This window comes from Oryzifoliimicrobium ureilyticum (genome assembly GCF_037199735.1).
GTDB lineage: Bacteria > Pseudomonadota > Alphaproteobacteria > Rhizobiales > Rhizobiaceae > Rhizobium > Rhizobium ureilyticus.
The window spans coordinates 32,752-51,966 of record NZ_JBBBVQ010000003.1; the positions used below are offsets into that span (position 1 = coordinate 32,752).

Annotated in this window: 13 protein-coding genes; 11 read left to right on the forward strand and 2 right to left on the reverse strand. The window is 54.2% G+C overall.

Annotation, left to right across the window (positions count from 1 at the left end; all coding sequences use genetic code 11):
• Positions 1-120 precede the first annotated feature (120 nt).
• The 10 genes from VQ830_RS05940 to VQ830_RS05985 all read left to right on the forward strand — a co-directional run bounded on the left by VQ830_RS05940 (position 121) and on the right by VQ830_RS05985 (position 14,723).
• The gene (locus VQ830_RS05940) at positions 121-1,458 is read left to right on the forward strand and encodes an adenylate/guanylate cyclase domain-containing protein (RefSeq protein ID WP_337267164.1); all 1,338 of its coding nucleotides are present in this window, start codon (positions 121-123) and stop codon (positions 1,456-1,458) included.
• A 93-nt stretch (positions 1,459-1,551) separates the two neighbouring features.
• Entirely contained in the window at positions 1,552-3,432 is a 1,881-nt protein-coding gene (locus tag VQ830_RS05945) for an ABC transporter ATP-binding protein (RefSeq protein ID WP_337267165.1), read from the forward strand.
• Positions 3,426-5,333: an ABC transporter substrate-binding protein gene (locus VQ830_RS05950; protein WP_337267166.1), complete on the forward strand. Its 1,908-nt coding sequence runs from the start codon at positions 3,426-3,428 to the stop codon at positions 5,331-5,333. Before VQ830_RS05945 ends, VQ830_RS05950 begins: the two co-directional genes overlap by 7 nt.
• A 2-nt stretch (positions 5,334-5,335) precedes the next feature.
• Entirely contained in the window at positions 5,336-6,334 is a 999-nt protein-coding gene (locus VQ830_RS05955) for an ABC transporter permease (protein ID WP_337267167.1), read from the forward strand.
• Entirely contained in the window at positions 6,334-7,506 is a 1,173-nt protein-coding gene (locus tag VQ830_RS05960) for an ABC transporter permease (RefSeq protein WP_337267168.1), read from the forward strand. The genes VQ830_RS05955 and VQ830_RS05960 overlap by 1 nt, the downstream gene beginning before the upstream one ends.
• A 101-nt stretch (positions 7,507-7,607) precedes the next feature.
• On the forward strand, positions 7,608-8,813 hold the full coding sequence (locus VQ830_RS05965; RefSeq protein ID WP_337267169.1) for a glycosyltransferase family protein: 1,206 nt from the start codon (positions 7,608-7,610) through the stop codon (positions 8,811-8,813).
• A gap of 8 nt (positions 8,814-8,821) precedes the next feature.
• Positions 8,822-10,057, forward strand: coding sequence for a glycosyltransferase family 4 protein (locus tag VQ830_RS05970; RefSeq protein WP_337267170.1), 1,236 nt, complete (start codon positions 8,822-8,824; stop codon positions 10,055-10,057).
• Between the two features lie 8 nt (positions 10,058-10,065).
• On the forward strand, positions 10,066-11,211 hold the full coding sequence (locus tag VQ830_RS05975; protein WP_337267171.1) for a glycosyltransferase family protein: 1,146 nt from the start codon (positions 10,066-10,068) through the stop codon (positions 11,209-11,211).
• Between the two features lie 245 nt (positions 11,212-11,456).
• Complete coding sequence (locus VQ830_RS05980; RefSeq protein WP_337267172.1) at positions 11,457-14,171, forward strand: ABC transporter transmembrane domain-containing protein; 2,715 nt, start codon at positions 11,457-11,459, stop codon at positions 14,169-14,171.
• Between the two features lie 87 nt (positions 14,172-14,258).
• A complete protein-coding gene (locus tag VQ830_RS05985) occupies positions 14,259-14,723 on the forward strand; it encodes a cyclic nucleotide-binding domain-containing protein (RefSeq protein ID WP_337267173.1) in 465 nt (154 codons plus the stop codon).
• Between the two features lie 125 nt (positions 14,724-14,848).
• On the opposite strand, the gene VQ830_RS05990 is transcribed toward VQ830_RS05985, so the two are convergent.
• The gene (locus VQ830_RS05990; RefSeq protein ID WP_337267174.1) at positions 14,849-16,177 is read right to left on the reverse strand and encodes an acetylglutamate kinase; all 1,329 of its coding nucleotides are present in this window, start codon (positions 16,175-16,177) and stop codon (positions 14,849-14,851) included.
• Positions 16,178-16,320: 143 nt separating this feature from the next.
• The gene (locus tag VQ830_RS05995; protein ID WP_337267175.1) at positions 16,321-17,655 is read right to left on the reverse strand and encodes an MFS transporter; all 1,335 of its coding nucleotides are present in this window, start codon (positions 17,653-17,655) and stop codon (positions 16,321-16,323) included.
• A gap of 389 nt (positions 17,656-18,044) precedes the next feature.
• Between VQ830_RS05995 and cyoA the strand changes: the two genes are divergently transcribed.
• Positions 18,045-19,208: a ubiquinol oxidase subunit II gene (gene cyoA / locus VQ830_RS06000; RefSeq protein WP_337267176.1), complete on the forward strand. Its 1,164-nt coding sequence runs from the start codon at positions 18,045-18,047 to the stop codon at positions 19,206-19,208.
• The last annotated feature ends 7 nt before the right edge of the window (positions 19,209-19,215 follow it).

The following is a 19,215-nucleotide window of genomic DNA, read 5'->3' on the forward strand; positions in this document are numbered from 1 at the left end:
TTTCGTCTCGCACCCGGTTACGCCGGAGCCAATTGGACTCGCAGACGTTCAATCTGTCTAAGTCCAGCAGAGCTTCTCTGTGTTCAGGACGGTTACGTGTAGGAAGAGTGGGGCTCCGCGATGCAGTCAGGACAAAATATCGTCTCGCATATCCTGCTTGGCCAAGTTGCTAAGTGGCTTACCCAATCAGCACTCGTCGGGGAAGATCTTGAGACTATTGTGAGAGGATTTTGTGAACGTCTGGCGGCTGCCGGCCTTCCTGTCTGTCGGATCCATCTCAGTTTCTCCATGCTTCATCCTCTTTACGACGCGCTTGGCTTTACTTGGCGGCGAAGCGGCGGAATGACGATCGAGGGCTATCGTCATGTTGCCGAAGACAAACAGGAACTTTTTCTGCAAAGCCCCTACTACTACCTCCTCGATCATAATCTTCAGCATATGCGCCGGATCTTGACGCCGGAGGCGCCGAACGAATTCCCAATCTTCGAAGATTTAAAAAAAGAGGGCGTGACGGATTATTTCGCTTTCGTTCAACCTTTTAGTGGCAATTCCGTCCAGGGGATGATGGGCTCCTGGTCGACTGATAGCCTGACTGGCTTTTCGGACGACATGATCGAAGCGCTTTTATCCTTGCAAAATCATCTGGCCGTTGCCGCGAAAATGGCGGTCTTGAGTAAACTCGCAAACAACATGTTGACCACGTATCTCGGGGCGGACGCAGGTAAGCGCGTCCTCAACGGTCAGGTCAGGCGCGGAGATGGCGAGACGATCAGGGCCGCTCTGGTGATTGGTGACATGCGCCAGTCGAGCTTTTATGCCGAGAAAGAGGGGCGCCAGGCCTATATCGATATGCTCAACCAGTTCTTCGATGCTATAGCAACACCGTTCAACAGCAACGGCGGTGCGATCCTGAGCTTCCTCGGCGACGGCTTCTTGGCCGTCTACCCCTGCGGCCGCCATAAGGAACCTTCAAAGGTAGCCTGTCGTGCCGCGCTGGCAGCAGCATATCAGGCGCAAGCCAGAATGACGGAACTCAATCGATCCCGCGCCGAAGACGGTCGCCCGGCAATTCGTTTCGGAATGGGCCTTCATGTCGGTAATGTCATGTTCGGCAACGTGGGGCTTCGGGACAGGCTGACCTTTTCTGCATTTGGTTCCGCCGTCAACGAAGTACAACGTCTCCAGGTTCTGACAAAAAAATATGATAGCGAGATCGTTGGAAGCCATGCATTCGCCTCCTATTGCGGAGGCCATTGGACAGAACTTGGCGAAGAAAAGCTGCGTGGTATTCGTCAGAAACTGACAATCCTCAAACCCGACCCGCAAAGGACACTTGCGTTAAATGAAAATAGACCGCTTGACCTGCTCGAAGACGGTCTTTCGGAGGCTGAGCAAGTTATACTTCTGCATCGTGATAAGAGACGCAGCACGACTGCGGTGAAGCAGCTGAATCTATAGTGTCACAAACTAGACACCCCATAAGCGCTAATATAGGGTGATGAAAAAAGGAACACGCAGATCACTGCGTCATGACTGGGGAATGACCATAGCATGGGGTTTGCGGCAGATCTGTTGCGGATCGAAAATCTTGATATCAACTTCTCCATTCTCGGTGATCAATTAAGAGTGGTTAAGGGTGCCGGCTTGCGAGTGCTGCCGGGCAAAGTGACTGCGCTTGTCGGTGAATCGGGATCGGGGAAATCGGTCATCAGTCAATCGGTGATGGGTCTGTTACCCGTCCAAGCACAGGCATCCGGACGCATTTTATTTACCGATCCTGCAGACGGCAAAACCAGCGACATCCTGACGTACAGCCGCGATAGCGCAGAAATGCGAAGCATTCGCGGACGCCGTATGTCGATGATTTTCCAGGAGCCGATGACGTCTTTGTCGCCACTCCATACGGTCGGCAATCAGATCAGCGAAGTCCTCCTCATCCACAGCGACGTCGACAAGAAACAGGCGCGTCAGCAAACGGAGGAGATGCTGGGTCTGGTCGGCTTTGCAAATCCATCGCGCACCTATGACATGTATCCCTTCGAATTATCAGGAGGAATGCGTCAGCGCGCCATGATCGCCATGGCGCTGATCTGTCGACCTGCCCTTCTTATTGCGGACGAACCGACAACGGCCTTGGACGTGACAATCCAGGCACAGATCCTCGAGCTTCTGAAGGAACTCCAGCAAAAGCTGAATATGGCCATGCTGCTGATTACCCACGACCTCGGCGTCGTCGCCAATATGGCTGACGAGGTGGTGGTGATTTACCATGGTGAAATCATGGAAGCAGGCCCGGTCGACGCGATTTTCCGAAATCCGCAGCACGCTTATCTCAAGGGTCTTCTGGCCGCGGTTCCGCATTTCGATATGAAGCCGGGCGAGCGGCTGAAACCTCTACGTGAAATTCCATTGCATTTGGAATCTCTGATGGGGCGGACGAGAAAATCGACAGCCCAATCAGACATACTGCTGTCCGTGAAGAACCTGTCGAAGACCTATAAGGGACGCAGGCAAGGCTTTTTGGGCACTGTGACCGCTGCTCATACGGCCGTCGATGATGTCAGTTTCGATATCCGCCGTGGCGAGTGTCTCGGACTTGTCGGCGAATCGGGTTGTGGAAAGACAACAGTCAGCAAGATCCTGATGCGCGCAGTTACCGCCGATGCCGGCAGCGTCATCTTCAAGGACGGTGACAAAGACGTTGATGTTCTTGCCGCAGGGAAAGCAGAACTTTTCAAGTTGCGGACGAAAATCCAGATGGTTTTTCAGGACCCCGTGTCCTCGCTTTCGCCCCGCATGACCGTTCGGAATATCTTGAACGAGCCGCTACAGATCCATGAATGGGGCGACGGCGAAGAACGTCAAAAGCGCGTCGCATCGCTCGTCGCCGCCATCGGTCTCAACCAGAGACATCTCAACAGATACCCGCATAGCTTCTCGGGTGGCCAAAGGCAACGGATCGGGATTGCACGTGCACTCGCACTTGGCCCCGAGCTCATTATCCTCGACGAACCCGTCTCGGCGCTAGATGTATCGGTCCAAGCACAAATCCTCAATCTTTTGAAGGATTTGCAGAAAGAACTTGGACTGACTTATCTGTTTATCTCGCATAATCTCGCGGTGGTCGACTACATGGCGGACCGAATAGCCGTGATGTATAAAGGCAAGCTCGTGGAAATTGCCCCTAGAGAAATCATCCTGCGAGACCCGGTCCATCCATACACCAAGTCGCTTCTTGCCGCCGTGCCGTTCCCGGATCTCGATCGTCCGCTCGATTTCCATGCACTGCAAGCAAATGGACCGGCAAACAAGGATAAATGGAAGAACATATTCGTGGCTGATGACGACACACTTGGCTATGTAGATCTCGGCAAAGGTCATCTGGTGCGTGCGCGCAAAGGTGTGACGATCAACGAGTTACGGCAATGGTAAGCCGGCGGACCTTCCTCGGTGGTCTCGTGACGACCGTGATGGCCCCGAAACTGTCTGCCGGCGCCGATCGCGATGTCGAGCCGGAGTTCCTCCGCAGTCTGCTGCGGGCGCAGCGTATTCCGCCGATGGCCGATCGGTTGCCAAACTATCCGCGTGTCGTCAACATGAAAGACCTTGGCCGCCTTCCGGGCAGATATGGAGGAGATGTTCGGACGATCGTCGGGAATGCCAAAGACGTTCGTTACATGACCATCTACGGCTACGCACGGCTGGTGGGCTACGATGCGCATCTTAACTTTCAGCCTGATATTCTCTCCTCCTATGAAACCGAAGAAGACCGGATCTTCACCTTTCGCCTCCGTGACGGACACAGATGGTCGGATGGCGCGCCTTTTACCGTGGATGACTTCCGGTATTGGTGGGAAGACGTCATTCTCAACAACGAATTGACGCCCGGTGGAGGAGCACTGGAACTTCGACCGCACGGAAAGTTGCCGAAATTCGAAGTCGTTGATGCAACCACTGTTCGCTACACCTGGGAAAAACCCAATCCTAATTTTCTGCCTGCACTCGCTGGCCCGCTGCCTTTAGTGATTTTCGGACCGGGCCACTACCTCAAGCAGTTTCACAAGAAATATCAGGACGAATTCCGGCTTTCGTCGCTGCTCAAGCAATATCGCATCAAAAAATGGGTTGATCTCCATATCAAGATGGCAGCAGCGGCTCGTGCACTCAATCCTGATTTGCCCGTGCTCGATCCGTGGCAAAATCGCACCGCCTCGCCGGCTGAACAGTTCATTTTCGAACGAAATCCATTTTTTCATAGGGTCGACGAGAATGGTCGCCAGCTTCCCTACGTCGATCGCTTCATCGTCAACGTAAGTTCGTCCTCCATCATTTCCGCCAAGGCGGGTGCCGGAGAGTCTGATCTTCAAGCAACGGGTCTGGACTTCAACGACTACACCTTCCTCAAAGACGCCGAACATCGCTTTCCGGTGAAGGTAAATCTTTGGAAGCAGGCACGAGGTGCGCGCGTTGCTCTGTTACCGAACCTCAACTGCACGGATCCGGCCTGGAATAAGCTGTTTCGAGACGTCAGGATGCGGCGCGCCCTGTCGCTGGCGGTTAACCGACATGAAGTCAATATGGTGTCGTTCTATGGCCTTGCGCGGGAAAGCGCCGATACGGTGCTACCGGAGAGCTCACTCTATCGCGAAGAATATGCGAAGGCCTATGCCGAATACAACCCTGACGAGGCAAACCGACTACTGGACGAATTGGGGCTCGGCGAACGCCACGACGACGGCATTCGCAAACTTCCCGACGGTAGGCGCGCGGAGATAACGGTCGAGACTGCAGGCGAAAGCACGCTCGACACCGATGTCCTGCAATTGATCCGCGATCATTGGCGTGAGATCGGTATCGCGCTCTACACGCGGACATCTCAGCGAGACATTTTCCGCAATCGTGCAATGAGCGGCTCTATCACTATGGCGATCTGGTTCGGCATCGATAACGGCGTTCCAACGCCGGACATGTCGCCAAGCCAGCTTGCGCCTACAACAGACGATCAGATGCAATGGCCGCTGTGGGGGCAGCATTATCTGTCAGCCGGACAGCAAGGAGTGACACCGGATTTGCCTGAGGTTCAGGAGCTCCTGAAACTGCTTGAGCAATGGGGCAACACAACTGACCGGGAAGAGCGAAAAAGCATATGGCATGCAATGCTATCGCTTTACACGCAGCAGGTGTTCTCGATCGGGATTGTGAACGGATCGCTTCAGCCGATCTTGGCTTCATCCAAGCTACAGAACATCCCGGAAAAGGCGATTTATGGTTTTGACCCCACGTCATTCCTCGGCGTCTACATGCCTGACAGTTTCTGGTACGAGGAGAGCTGACCATGCTGCGCTATATCCTTTGGCGGCTGACCGTCATGATACCGACGCTGTTTCTCATCTCGGCCTTGATCTTCACGATCATTCAGCTGCCGCCCGGCGATTTTTTTGAAAGTCAGATCGCCGAGTTACGAGCCCAGGGCGAGGCTGCGAACCTGCAGGAGATGGAAGAACTTCGAAAGCAATATGGGTTCGACAAGCCACAGGTCGTTCGCTACTTCTACTGGGTCGGCGGCATGCTGACAGGGGATTTCGGATATTCCTTTGAATATCAACTTCCAGTGTCGGAGGTGGTCGGAGACCGGCTTTGGCTGACGATCCTGGTTTCCTTCTGCACCATCATTGTGACCTGGCTCATTGCTTTCCCGATCGGCATCTACTCGGCGACGCACCAATATAGCTGGGGCGATTATGGCCTGACCTTTGTCGGCCTGCTCGGTATCGCCATTCCGAATTTCATGCTGGCGCTGATCTTGATGTACTTCGCCAACATCTGGTTCGGGATATCGATCGGTCACCTCATGGACGAGCGCTTCTTATCGCAGCCGATGAGCTGGGAGAAAGCGCGATCAATCCTTTCGCATCTGTGGATCCCCGTCATCATCGTCGGCACGTCAGGAACTGCGGCTATGATCCGGCGCCTGCGTGCCAATCTTCTCGACGAGATGCAGAAGCAATATGTCGTCACGGCGCGCGCCAAAGGATTGCATCCGACGCGCGCGCTGATCAAATATCCTTTGAGGATGGCGCTGAATTTTTTCGTGGCGGACATCGGGTCCATTTTGCCAACGATCATTTCCGGGGCTGAGATCGTTGCGATAGTTCTCTCGCTGGAAACGACCGGGCCCATGCTGATCAGGGCATTACAAAGCCAGGACATGTACCTAGCCGGTTCATTCTTGATGTTTCTTGCATTCTTGAATGTTGTTGGTGTGCTGGTCTCAGACATCGCCCTTGGATTTCTCGATCCGCGAATTCGCCTGCAAGGCAGGAGCACCAAGTGATGTCTGCTTTGCCACCGCCCGGCGCGCCCTTGCCACATTTTGTATCCGCAACTGAATTTGATCCGGACGCCGCCGAAAAGACCTTCGGCGGTGTGTCGAAGCTGCATTTTGCCTCACAAAAACAACTAATGTGGTGGAAGTTCAAACGCCACAAGCTTGCATTGGCGTCAGGCGTATTTTTGTTGTTGGCCTATCTGACAATTTTCTTCGTCGAGTTCCTTGCGCCCTATGGGCTCAGCTCTCGAAATGTAGACTTCATCCATTCGCCGCCGCAGAGGATTCACTTCTTCGACGAAGGTCGCTTTATCGGGCCGTTCGTTTATGGGCGAAGGATGACCTTGGACATGGATACGCTTCGCAGAGTTTATGTCGATCAACCTGATCAAGTGCAGCCTTTGCGCTTCTTCTGCAAAGGGGATCGCTACAAATTCTGGGGTTTGATCAGAAGCGACCTTCATCTTGTCTGCGCAGCGCCCGGCGGCCAGCTCTTTCTCCTTGGGACGGATCGGTTGGGGCGAGATGTGCTGTCGAGAATACTATACGGGGCACGGATTTCGCTGACCATCGGTCTTCTGGGCGTCAGCATCAGCTTTTGTCTCGGCATCTTGATTGGCGGGCTGGCGGGATATTGGGGAGGACCCTTCGATCTCGTTGTCCAGCGCATCATTGAAGTGTTGCAATCATTGCCTACTTTGCCGCTATGGATGGCACTGGCGGCAATCATGCCGGTGACATGGAGCCCATTGGTTATCTATTTCGGCATCACCATTATTCTTGGCATCATTGACTGGACTGGGCTCGCGCGTGCAGTGCGTTCCAAGCTTCTGTCCCTCCGCGAAGAAGATTACGTTCAGGCGGCTCAATTGATGGGCGCATCAACGTCTAGGGTGATCTCTCGTCATCTGGTTCCCGGCTTCATGTCCCACCTTATCGCGTCGGCAACGATTTCAATCCCAGCAATGATCCTCGGAGAGACGGCTCTTTCCTTTTTAGGTCTTGGGCTTCGCCCGCCGATCACTAGCTGGGGCGTCCTTTTGACAGAAGCACGCAGTGTTAGCGTCATTGCATTTTATCCTTGGCTGCTCATTCCAGTCTTGCCGGTTGTCATGGTTATTTTGGCATTCAATTTTCTGGGAGACGGGTTGCGCGATGCAGCAGACCCTTACAAATAAGGTTAGTGATGACAGGATCTGGAAAACGATCCGTCGATCCATGTCTTTGACCTTCGTGCAACGAAGGAGCTAACGTGTCGCCTATCGGAAAAGGAGCTCCCATGGCCAAGCGGCTGGAGGATGCGCGAATTCTAATGTACAGCCACGACACGTTCGGGCTCGGCCATCTGAGGCGCTGCCGAACCATAGCGCACGCGCTGGTGGAGGACTATAGAGGCCTCAGCATTCTCATCATTTCCGGTGCGACGATCGCGGGTGCCTTCGATTATCGTGCGAGAGTCGACTTCGTTAAAGTTCCCAGCGTCATCAAATTGCGAAACGGCGAATACACGTCGATGGCAAGGCATATCGATCTTGCCGATACGTTGAAGATGCGCGAATCGATTATCCGCCACACCGCAGAAACGTTTCAGCCCGACATTTTCATCGTCGACAAGGAGCCGATGGGCCTGAAGGGTGAGGTTGAGGATACACTTGCCTACCTCAAGGCCAGAGGAACAACTCTCGTTCTTGGATTGCGTGAAATCATGGATGCGCCGCATCTCCTCGAAGCCGAGTGGAAAAAGAACGGCGTCATGGAAAAGATCGACCAGTTCTACGATTCGATCTGGGTTTACGGCCCACCGGAATTCTATGACCCTCTCGTGGGCCTTGACGTCCCGAACAGCGTACGTCGGAAGATGGATTTTGTTGGCTTTCTTCAGCGCAACGCATCGTCAACCGTAACATCGTTGAACGCTCGCGACGATAACTACATCCTAGTCACCACGGGCGGTGGGGGCGATGGCGCCGAACTCGTCAACGACGTGATGAGCGCTTATGAAAGCGACCAAACCCTCACCGAAAAGGCCTTGGTTGTTCTCGGCCCCTATATGCCTGCTGCCGAGCGTTCCGCACTCATCGGGCGCGCACAAGCCATTTCTTCGCTTGAAGTCATAGAATTTGACTCGCAGATGGAAACCCTGATCAAAGGCGCGAAGGCGGTCGTCGCCATGGGCGGCTACAACACCTATTGCGAGATTCTTTCCTTTGACAAGCCAGCGCTCATCGTCCCTCGCGTTCGACCGCGACAGGAGCAACTGTTGCGGGCTCGCCGCGCCAGCGAACTTGGACTTGTGGACATGCTGCTACCGGAACAATCGGCCGATCCTGCAAACATGGCAGCGGCGCTCAAGGCTCTTTGGACGCGCCTTCCTCCGTCAAAAAGCGGTAGTATTGGTAAGCTGGAAGGACTGAACCATATCTCCGGCATCGTCGGAACTTGGCTGGAGAGCCGCCCTCGCCTTTCCATCGTCGGCGCAGAGTGACGTTTCCTTTGCATAAACAAAAGAAAATCGTCGTCGTCCTCAAGGGATATCCTCGCCTTTCGGAGACCTTCATTGCGCAGGAACTGCTTGGCCTGGAAAACGCTGGATATTCCCTTGCCCTGATTTCCATGCGCCGCCCGACGGATACCAAGCGACATCCGGTCCACGACGAGATCAAAGCTCCCGTCCTCTATCTTCCGGAGTATCTCCACGAAGAACCTTTTCGTGTGTTGAAGGCGGCATTGACCAGTTTCTTTCAGCCTGGTGTGAAGGGCTTGTGGAAGCAGTTCTTCCGTGACTTGCCGCGTGACTTCTCGCGAAACCGAGTTCGCCGCCTTGGGCAAGCCATGGTTTTGGCGCGAGAATGGCCGCAAAACGGCGAATGGCTGCATGCCCATTTCATCCATACGCCAGCCTCCGTTACCGCCTATACCAGTCTTTTGACTAACATCCCCTGGACCTGTTCAGCGCACGCCAAGGATATCTGGACGTCCGGTGATTGGGATCTGAAACAAAAAGTCGCGCAAGCCCGCTGGGTGGTAACCTGTACCAAGGCCGGTTACGATCACCTTTGTTCGATGTCTCAGGAGCCTAACCGTATCCATCTCAGTTATCATGGGCTTGATCTTGCACGGTTCGATCACAGCACCATCGAACGTTCCGAGCGCGACGGAAGCGATCCGAAAAATCCGGTTGCAATCTTAAGCGTGGGACGCGCTGTAGAGAAAAAAGGCTTCGATGTTCTGTTGAAAGCCCTTTCACTTCTTCCCAAAGACCTTCATTGGCGATTTGACCATATCGGTGGCGGAGAGGCTCTGGGCAAGCTGAAAAGCCTCGCCGGCGAGCTTTCTCTTGTCGACCGCGTCAGTTGGAAGGGCGCGTTGGCGCAGGAGGAAGTGCTTGATCACTACAGGCGTGCAGACCTCTTTACTCTTGCCTGCCGCGTGGCACGCGACGGAGATCGGGACGGATTGCCGAATGTCCTCGTTGAAGCATCCAGCCAAGCATTGGCCTGCATCTCGACATCTGTTTCAGGGGTGCCAGAACTTCTCGATAATGATGTAAACGGACTTGTGGTGCCGCCGGAAGACCCGACTGTACTTGCACAAGCGCTGGAGCGCGCCATTCGCGATCCGGCTTTGCGAAAGCGACTGGGAGCTGCCGCAGAAACTCGTGTCAGAACGCAATTCGATTATCATGCGAGCATCCGTCAACTCAGCGAGATGTTCGAAACGGAATGGTAAAGAGCGCCATGAATAAGCGTGTCCTGTTCTACGTTCAGCATCTTCTGGGGATTGGGCATATTGCTCGCGCTAGTCGCGTCGCGAACGCGCTTGCAAAACAAGGCTTTGACGTAACGGTCGTGACCGGAGGGCTTCCAGTTCCTGGCTTTCCGGGAGACAAGATATGCACCGTCGCATTGCCTCCTGTCGTGGCAGCAAACACCGGCTTTTCAGGTCTTGCCGATCGCGACGGAAATCCGGCTAGGGAGGAATTTCTGAATATCCGCCGCGACTTGTTGTTGGCCACATTGCATGACATCAAGCCTGCGATTGTCGTCATCGAAGCGTTTCCATTCGGCCGCCGGCAGATGCGATTCGAGCTTCTACCGCTCCTTTCAGCCATCGCAGACATGTCCCCTCGCCCGAAAATCGTCAGTTCGGTTCGCGACGTGCTTCAGGAAAATCGCAAGCCGGGCAGAGACCAGGAAACGGTCGATCTCATTCGAGCACATTTCGATGCCGTGCTCGTGCACGGCGATCCCTCCTTCATTCGGCTAGAAGAAACATTTTCTCTCGCGGTAAAAATCCAGGACCGTATTCATTATACGGGGCTGGTTGCTCCCGCTGCCCCGCCCGCCCCCACGGAAGCCTTTGGCGTTCTCGTTTCAGCTGGCGGTGGGGCGGTTGGCCGGGACCTGTTGGATGCCGCTCTCCAAGCTTCGCACATGGTCGCACAAGACAAGCGATGGCTCCTGATCGCCGGTCCGAATTTGCCTGAAGACGATTTTCAGGCACTGTCGATGAAAACACCCGACCACGTCTCTGTTGTAAGGTTTCGGCGAGATTTTCCCTCCCTGATGCGGGGGGCAGAACTATCGGTCTCGCAGGCTGGCTATAATACAGTCTGCGATCTTCTCATTGCGAATTGCAGATCAATCCTCGTCCCATTCGTTGCAGGCGGCGAAACGGAACAGACCGTTCGAGCGCGAAGGCTGGCAGATATGGGAATTGCGTCCATCATATCAGAGGATGCGCTGACGGCAGAGCGTCTCGCAGAAGACATAGCCAATGCTCTGTCAAAGCCAAAACCTGTCGAGGCAGGTTTGGATTTGAAAGGTGCAGATAAGTCGGCTCAGATCCTTTTGGAACTGCTTGCAGCTGGCGAACATTCCTGATCGAAAAACATACACGACGCAACAGTAGATCCCATGTTGAATGCACCGACGTAATGGGCTCGCTCTTTGTAAAAATCCTGTGATATAGAGAGGGATGGAGAGAGGATTCGCGACTGCGGCAAGCAGCGATTTAACTCACAAACTTTGGAAAATGCACCGGGCGATGCTTCCGTCAGATCTTTCTATTCCTGTCTGCAGGTCATGGTCAAAGCGCCGCATCGAACGGCTGCGAGGCCGTGCCTGATATGGAAAGCAATCTCGCAAAATACATCTGGCAGAATACGCGCCTTCAGCAACTTTGGATATTGGTCGTCGTTGCCATATCGATGATCCCCTATTTCCTATCTTTCGATCTGCCGAAACAGATCGTCAATGGTCCCATTCAAGGGGGAGGATTTGAAGGCGAAGGCGCAACGCAGCGCTTCCTTCATCTCGCCTATAACATTCCGTTTATCGGCAAAGTCGAGTTCTTCAAGGGCTTCGAGCTCAATCGCCTTCAGATGCTGATGGGGCTCAGTCTTGTTTTCCTGGCGCTCGTCGTCCTCAACGGTCTCTTCAAATTCTATATCAACACCTACAAGGGTCGGCTTGGCGAGCGCATGTTGCGCCGCATTCGTTATGAGTTGATCGATCGCGTTTTGCGCTTTCCACCTCGGCACTTCAAATCGGTCAAGTCGGCCGAAATCGCAACGATGGTAAACGAAGAGGTAGAGCCGCTCGGCGGCTTTACTGGCGACGCTTTTGTCGCGCCTGCCTTGCTGGGTGGCCAGGCGATAACCGCGCTGGCCTTTATCATCATTCAGAACTTTTGGCTCGGCATGATCGCCTTTGCGATCGTTGCTGTTCAAGCGATCGTCATACCGCGGATGCGCCGCCGTCTTCTCGAGCTCGGCCGTCAGCGGCAATTGACGGCGCGTGAATTATCGGGGCGTGTTGGCGAGATTGTCGACGGCATTGAAACGATCCACAGCAACGACACATCAAATCTCGAACGCGCCGATATCGCCTCTCGCCTCGGTCTCATCTTTTCCATCCGTTACGATCTCTACCAATGGAAATTCCTCGTCAAATTTCTGAACAACTTCCTGGCGCAGGTAACACCATTTCTCTTCTACGCCATTGGCGGTTACCTCGCGTTGCAAGGCCGGCTGGACGTAGGACAGCTGATAGCCGTGATTTCAGCCTATAAGGATCTGCCAGGACCGCTGAAAGAACTGATCGACTGGGATCAGATGCGCCAGGACGTTCAGGTCAAGTACGCTCAGGTCTACGAGCAGTTCAACATCGAGCCGTTAATCGATCGGCGAATCCAGTCAATTCCCACCGCTCCCATCAAGCCTTTGAAAGCCCCTCTCATTGTTACCAACCTGTGCGTCAACGATGAACTTGGTGCACGGCTTTTGGATGGTATCTCGGTGGAGATCAAGCCGAACGAGACGGTTGCGATTGTTGGGCCGAACGGAAGCGGTGCAGAAACATTTGCAGAAGTTATTGGGCGGCTGGTCTGGCCGGACTCCGGTCGTATCACCGTCGACGGAAACGACATCCTTGATCTGCCCGAGGCTGTCACCGGACGACGCATTTCCTATGCATCGTCAGATAACTACTTCTTCCATGGCACCCTACGAGACAATCTGCTCTACGGGTTGAAGCATGCCCCTCTTACTGATCCAGGATATGAGGGACAGGCTGCCTTGCACTTCAAGTGGAACCAGGCAGAGGCGATGAAAGCCGGCAATCCTGTCCTCGACCTGAATAGCGATTGGGTAGATTATGATGCCGCCGGCGCTCAGGGCCCAGACGATCTTCCAAAAGCGATCCGCCCTGTCCTCGACGCTGTCTTGATCTCCAAAGACATTATGGACTTGGCGCTTCGCTCAACCGTGGACATTGGAACGCATGCGGCCATCGCGGATCGAATTGTCGATCTTCGTAGTGCGCTCCGGCAGCGAATGGAACGGGAAGAGCTCGCCGATATTGTCGTGCCTTTCGACCTTAACAGTTACAACACCCAGGCGACAATCGGAGAAAACCTACTGTTCGGTACGCTACGCCGTCCGATGATGACCAATCGCCGTCTGGCTGCACATCCATTTTTCAGAACGCTCCTCGCCCGAACGGGTCTCAGCGAGGCGCTGTATAAGATGGGTATCGAAATCGCTGATAACGTCGTGGAGCTGTTTCGCGATCTTCCCCCGGATCATCCATTTTTTCAGCAGCTCACATTCATGACGGCCGATGACATCCCGACATATCAGGGGCTTTTGCAAAAACTGCAGAACAGGTCGTGGGACGAAGTATCGGAAGAAGACCGCGTTTCAATGATCCGGTTGAGCTTTGCCTATATCGAACCGCGCTATCGTTTCGGTCTTCTATCTGAAGACCTGATGAACAAGATCGTAGAGGTTCGCAAGCAGTTCCACGAAAATCTGCCCGAAGATCTGGAAGGTATGATCGAGCGGTACGATCCTTCCAAATTTATCGCTTCTGCCAGCTTGATGGATAATGTCTTGTTCGGTCGTATCGTCTACCAGCAGGCTGACGCATCTGACCGAATCCGTGTCATGATGGGCGATCTTTTCGACGATCTTGGGCTCTATGAAGAGGTGCTGTCCGTCGGGCTCGAATATGACGTGGGATCCGGCGGCAAACGCCTGACGATGGTCCAAAGACAAAAATTGAATCTGGCACGCGCGCTACTCAAGAGATCGGATTATTTCATCTTCAATCGACCTCTCTCAGCCCTCGATCAACGCGTTCAGGATGAGATCATTCACAACGTGGTGGTTAATCTGCATGAGCATGGAAAGCGGCCGGCCATCCTTTGGGTGCTTTCAAACGCGCGCGTAGCTGAACTTTTTGATCGGATTCTGGTTTTCGAGAGAGGAAACCTTGCAGAGACCGGTCAATACCGTGAACTTTCTCAGAACAACGGTATGTTCAAGGAACTGTTATCGTAATAGGCTGTAATTGATCAGTAAGAAGCTCAAATGGAGCAATCCAGACCAACTGCCGGTCTGGCTTAGACAAGTCCGGGGACAGAAACGATGTTGTTGAGAGATGAAGTAGAGACGCTCCGGCGCGTGCCGCTTTTTTCTCGCATTGCTCCGCCGAAGCTCAAGCTCTTGGCACTGACGTCCGACCGAAGGACCTATAATCCCGGTCAGAGCCTGTTCCGCCAAGGAGATCAAGGCGACGCCGCCTATGTCCTGCTGGCCGGAACCGCCGATATCGTCGTTGACTCGCAGGCCGGAGAAATAAAGGTAGCGACCGCGGAGCCGAACTCCATTGTCGGAGAAATCGCGATTTTGTGCGACGTTTCCCGAACGGCGACTGTGCGCGCCACGTCACGCCTTGAGGTTCTTCGCATCAGCAAAGAACATTTCCTCAAGCTACTGAGCGACTTTCCAGAAATGGCCGTTGAAGTAATGCGCGTGCTGGCTGATCGCTTGAACCATACCACAGCGGAACTGACGGCCGCGCGTTCCGAGCAGAAGATTGAATCCGCTTAAATACTCAAGACACTGGGGCCGGATCTCTACTTTAGAACGCATCCGTGTGAGCACCTACGCTTCGGATCTCGGACCTATTTGGAGCTTCGCATCGTCAGCCCACTCCATTATTTGACGTTCACGTCTCATGCGTCCATCAGCGTCGGCTTACGGACGGCACAGTGTGCGACGCATTGCTGAATTTGCGTGAAATCATCCAATCCGTACCAGAATACCTTCCAACGCTCCTGCTTGAAGCATCCATCGGACTGCGCATAGTAGAATATATTGACTTGGTTGTTGTGGCGGGACCTCCAGAACAACTGCGAGGTTTCCCGGCGCATAACATTCCAGACTGCACGGCCCAGCCCCTCTCCTTGCGCATCGTCGAGAACCGCAAACTTGTCGAGATAGGCCAGCCCACCCTCCTCCGCGAGGATGACAGCGGCTCTATAGTTTTCGCTGACGTAGGCGCGCAGCAGCCTTGTTTGCTGGAAATAATCATCGACCAGACGCCTACCAAATCCAGATTCGATCAGCTTCCGCAGCCGCTCGAGGTCCAAGTCTTCCCATCTTGTGGCTCGCAACACGCGTTCACCACGCCGCACTAAGGTTCCCGAGCCCTTATGGGTGAAAAGCTCCTTGGCAAGATCAGCGGGATGTGTGATCGAGACTGACGATTCAAGGGGCAGGCGATCAAGCAGCTCTTTCATCTGTTCGATCTTGACCTTGGTTTGGGCATCCAGACCTTCCTGCTGAAGAAGCTGATCATACTCGGTCGAGAGATTGATGGAGTCGATGACACGGCCCTTGCTCCCCAAGAGACCGCCAACGCTCGTCAGGAAAATAATCTTAAACGGCTGCAGCACCTGCACCAGCGCATTGACTGCAGAATTCGCATCAAGGTGCAGGATCTGGCCGCCCGCGGTCTCTCCAAGCGTGCTGATGACGGGGATAGACCCAGCGTTCAGACTCGTTTCGATTGGTCCAAGGTGGACAGCACTTACGGCACCCAGGAAACCTTGTCTCTCGCGATTGACATAGTCTGCCTCAAAAACCCCACCGGTAATCGAGGTTGCGCGCGTTCCACTTTGCTGAAGAGCCTCTACAAGCCGAAGATTAGCCACCTGGAAAACGCGTCGGACAACGGAAAGTGCATCAGAGCCGATGACCTTTCGTGTAACGACCTCGTCGACATTGATACCCGCCGCCGAGAGTTCTTCTTCCATCTCGGCAGTTGCCTCATGCAATACGATCGGCGTCAGACCGACTTCCTGCAAGAAAGATAAAGAGGAAGTCAGGGCTTGCAAATCGTCCCGCAGCACGGCTCCATCCAGCTTCACGACGGCAAATTGCTTGGCATCAAGTTGCGAAAATCGCTTAAGGTATTGATTTATCTCTTTGGCGCTCGCCATACCTGACAACAGGCGCAAAATCGTCTGACGGGTCTGTTTTTGGGGGGGAGATAGGGACATGCTCAGGTCTCGTCGGCAGTTTCGCGCATTCCAATACGCTTTAAAGCTCACCTGAACAAGCTACGCTGGTGGCGCAAACGTGCTGCAGTCAAAAGCAAAATGCCGCCAGCACGAGCCGGCGGCATAGATCACTTGAGATCGTTCTACTGCCTCTGTTGCAGCGCCCGGCTAAAGGCAAGCGCCGCTAAGGTGCACAGCGCTCCCGACAGAAGATAGTATCCAACGAAAGGAAGTCCAAACCGGCTGGAGAGGCTGAGAGCAACAAGCGGCGCGAAGCCCGCACCAACCAGCCACGCCAAATCCGACGTGAAGGCAGCGCCGGTGTAACGATAGCCCTGCCCAAATCGGGAGGAAATCGAGCCGGTTGCCTGGCCGAAAGACAGACCGAGGAGCGCAAAGCCGATGATAACGTAAGCGTCGTGACCGCGGTCGCCAGCGCCCATGATGATCGGCCCTACAAAGGCGAAAACCGCAATCAGGCCGGCACAGATGGCAAGATGCGCGCGCCGACCGATCCTATCGGCAATCAAGCCCGACGCAACGACAGTGCCAATTCCAATAATGGCGCCGACGACCTGGACGACCATGAACGCACCGATCGATTGTGTTCCATAGAGGTTCATCCACCCCAGCGGGAAGATTGTAACAAGGTGGAACATGGCGAATGTTGCCAATGGTACGAAAGCGCCAACCAAGATGTCCTTGCCGTGGACGCGCATAACGTCTCGTACCCGCACGGCTTCAAGCTCGTGCTGTTCGAGCAGGGTGCCAAATTCTTTCGTCGCTACCAGTCGCAGACGCGCGAAAAGGGCGACCACGTTAATCGCAAATGCCACGAAGAACGGATAGCGCCATCCCCAGCTCAGAAAATCTTCTGATGAGAGATTCGCGATAAAGAACCCGAAGAGCGTGCTGGCCAATGCAAATCCGATTGGTGCGCCAAGCTGGGGGATCATCGCATACCAACTGCGATGCCTTTCCGGCGCGTTGAGAGCCAAAAGGGATGCAAGACCGTCCCACGCGCCGCCCAGTGCAAAGCCTTGCCCTAATCGGAAGAGCGCCAAGAGGATAATCGCGGTGCTGCCGATTTCTGCATAGCCCGGCAAAAAGCTCATTGCACAGGTTGAACCGCCTAGGAGGAACAAGGCAATCGTCAACTTGGTCCCACGGCCATAGTGCCGATCGATCGCCATGAAGACGACAGAGCCGATGGGCCTGGCGATAAAGGCAAGCGAGAAGATCGCAAACGAGTATAGGGTGCCCGTTAGACGATCCGGTGCAAAAGGAAAAATGAGCTGCGGAAATACCAGAACGGACGCTATGCCGAAAACGAAAAAGTCGAAAAATTCGGACATGCGGCCGATGACCACACCAATCGCAATATTGGCTGATGAAACGGGCTTGTCATCATGAATTTGCCGTGCGTCTCTTTCCAGCGACGTTGACGACGGAACATCATAATGTGTAGTAGCTGCCATGGTGAAAAACGCCTCCCTCGTTTAAGGCGCTGCGACAAAGCGCCTCACAATTGATCTTGGACCAATACGCCAGCTTATCAAGTCCAATCGGCTGAAATAGTTTCGAATTGAGTTGCTTTTTTACGCTGAAAAGTTGCTGTCGCTCTTTTCCCGTGCATTCCTCTTGTCGATGCCGTAAACAGCCTATGTTCCCGATCAAGAATTAGCGGTTTAAAAAACGCTCTCGAAACAGAATCCTATTGCATTCTTGAGTGTTTCGGGGGACATGCACTGCGTCAGTTTATGCCGCAGTGCGGCATATTTGCTGCGGTGCGACCAAAGACCTCATTTCGTCCCGGACCAAGGTGGTTTAGTCGCGGTTCAGAAAAAAACTAGAAGAGCTCAGAGACGTGCTGAAACTCAAGAAGCTATCCCGACTTCTGTCCGTGTTGCCGCTACTGGCGTTGGCCGGCTGCAACATGGTCGTCATGTCGCCTTCCGGCGATATCGCCCAACAGCAACGCGACCTTATTATTGTCGCAACCATCTTGATGTTGCTGATCATCATTCCGGTTATGATTTTGACCGTGTTTTTCGCCTGGCGGTATCGCCAGTCAAACACGGCGGCGACCTATGATCCGGACTGGCATCACTCCACCCGCCTGGAAGTGGTGATCTGGTCCGCACCGTTGGCGATCATTATCGCACTCGGCGCAGTAACCTGGATCAGCACGCACAAGCTCGATCCCTTTCGCCCGCTTGAGCGGCTGGATGCGCAGCGTTCCATACCTGCCGACACAAAGCCGATGACCGTGGAAGTGGTGGCGCTTGATTGGAAGTGGCTCTTCTTTTACCCGGACCTGGGGATCGCCACCGTAAACGAGCTTGCCGCTCCGGTAGATGTGCCGATCAGGTTCAAAATCACGGCAACATCAGTGATGAACTCGTTCTTTGTTCCTGCTTTGGCCGGCCAGATTTACGCTATGCCAGGAATGCAGACCGAGCTTAACGCCGTCGTGAACAAACCCGGTGAATCCGACGGTTTTTCTGCGAACTACAGCGGACCTGGCTTCTCGCACATGCGGTTTAAGTTCCACGGCCTGGATCAGCAAGGTTTCGACGCCTGGGTTCAGAAAGTGAAGACGCAGGGGACTGCCTTGAACCGCGACACCTATCTCAAGCTCGCCAAGCCGAGCGAGAAGGAGCCCGTACGGTACTTTGCCTCTGCGGATAAGGATCTCTACAACGCGATTTTGAACCTGTGCGCACAGCCAGGAAAGATGTGCGTCGATCAGATGATGCACATCGATATGATGGGCGGCGGCGGCAAGGAAAGCCACGAAAACCTAGAGCGCCTGCAATATGACAGTGATTGGTCCAAAACCAACGCTCTTGGCGCAACCCACCCAGCGGACGGAGCGCCCGCCAAAAGCGACGAAGCTCCGCAACAGAATAACAACAACCAAACTGAAGGCAGCATGAGCCCCGGGCACTCCATGGGTGCGGGCCACCAAATGGGTGATGGCCAACCGCACACCGCCCCTGCTGAGCCCGAAGCCAACACAAAGCCCTAACGGCTGA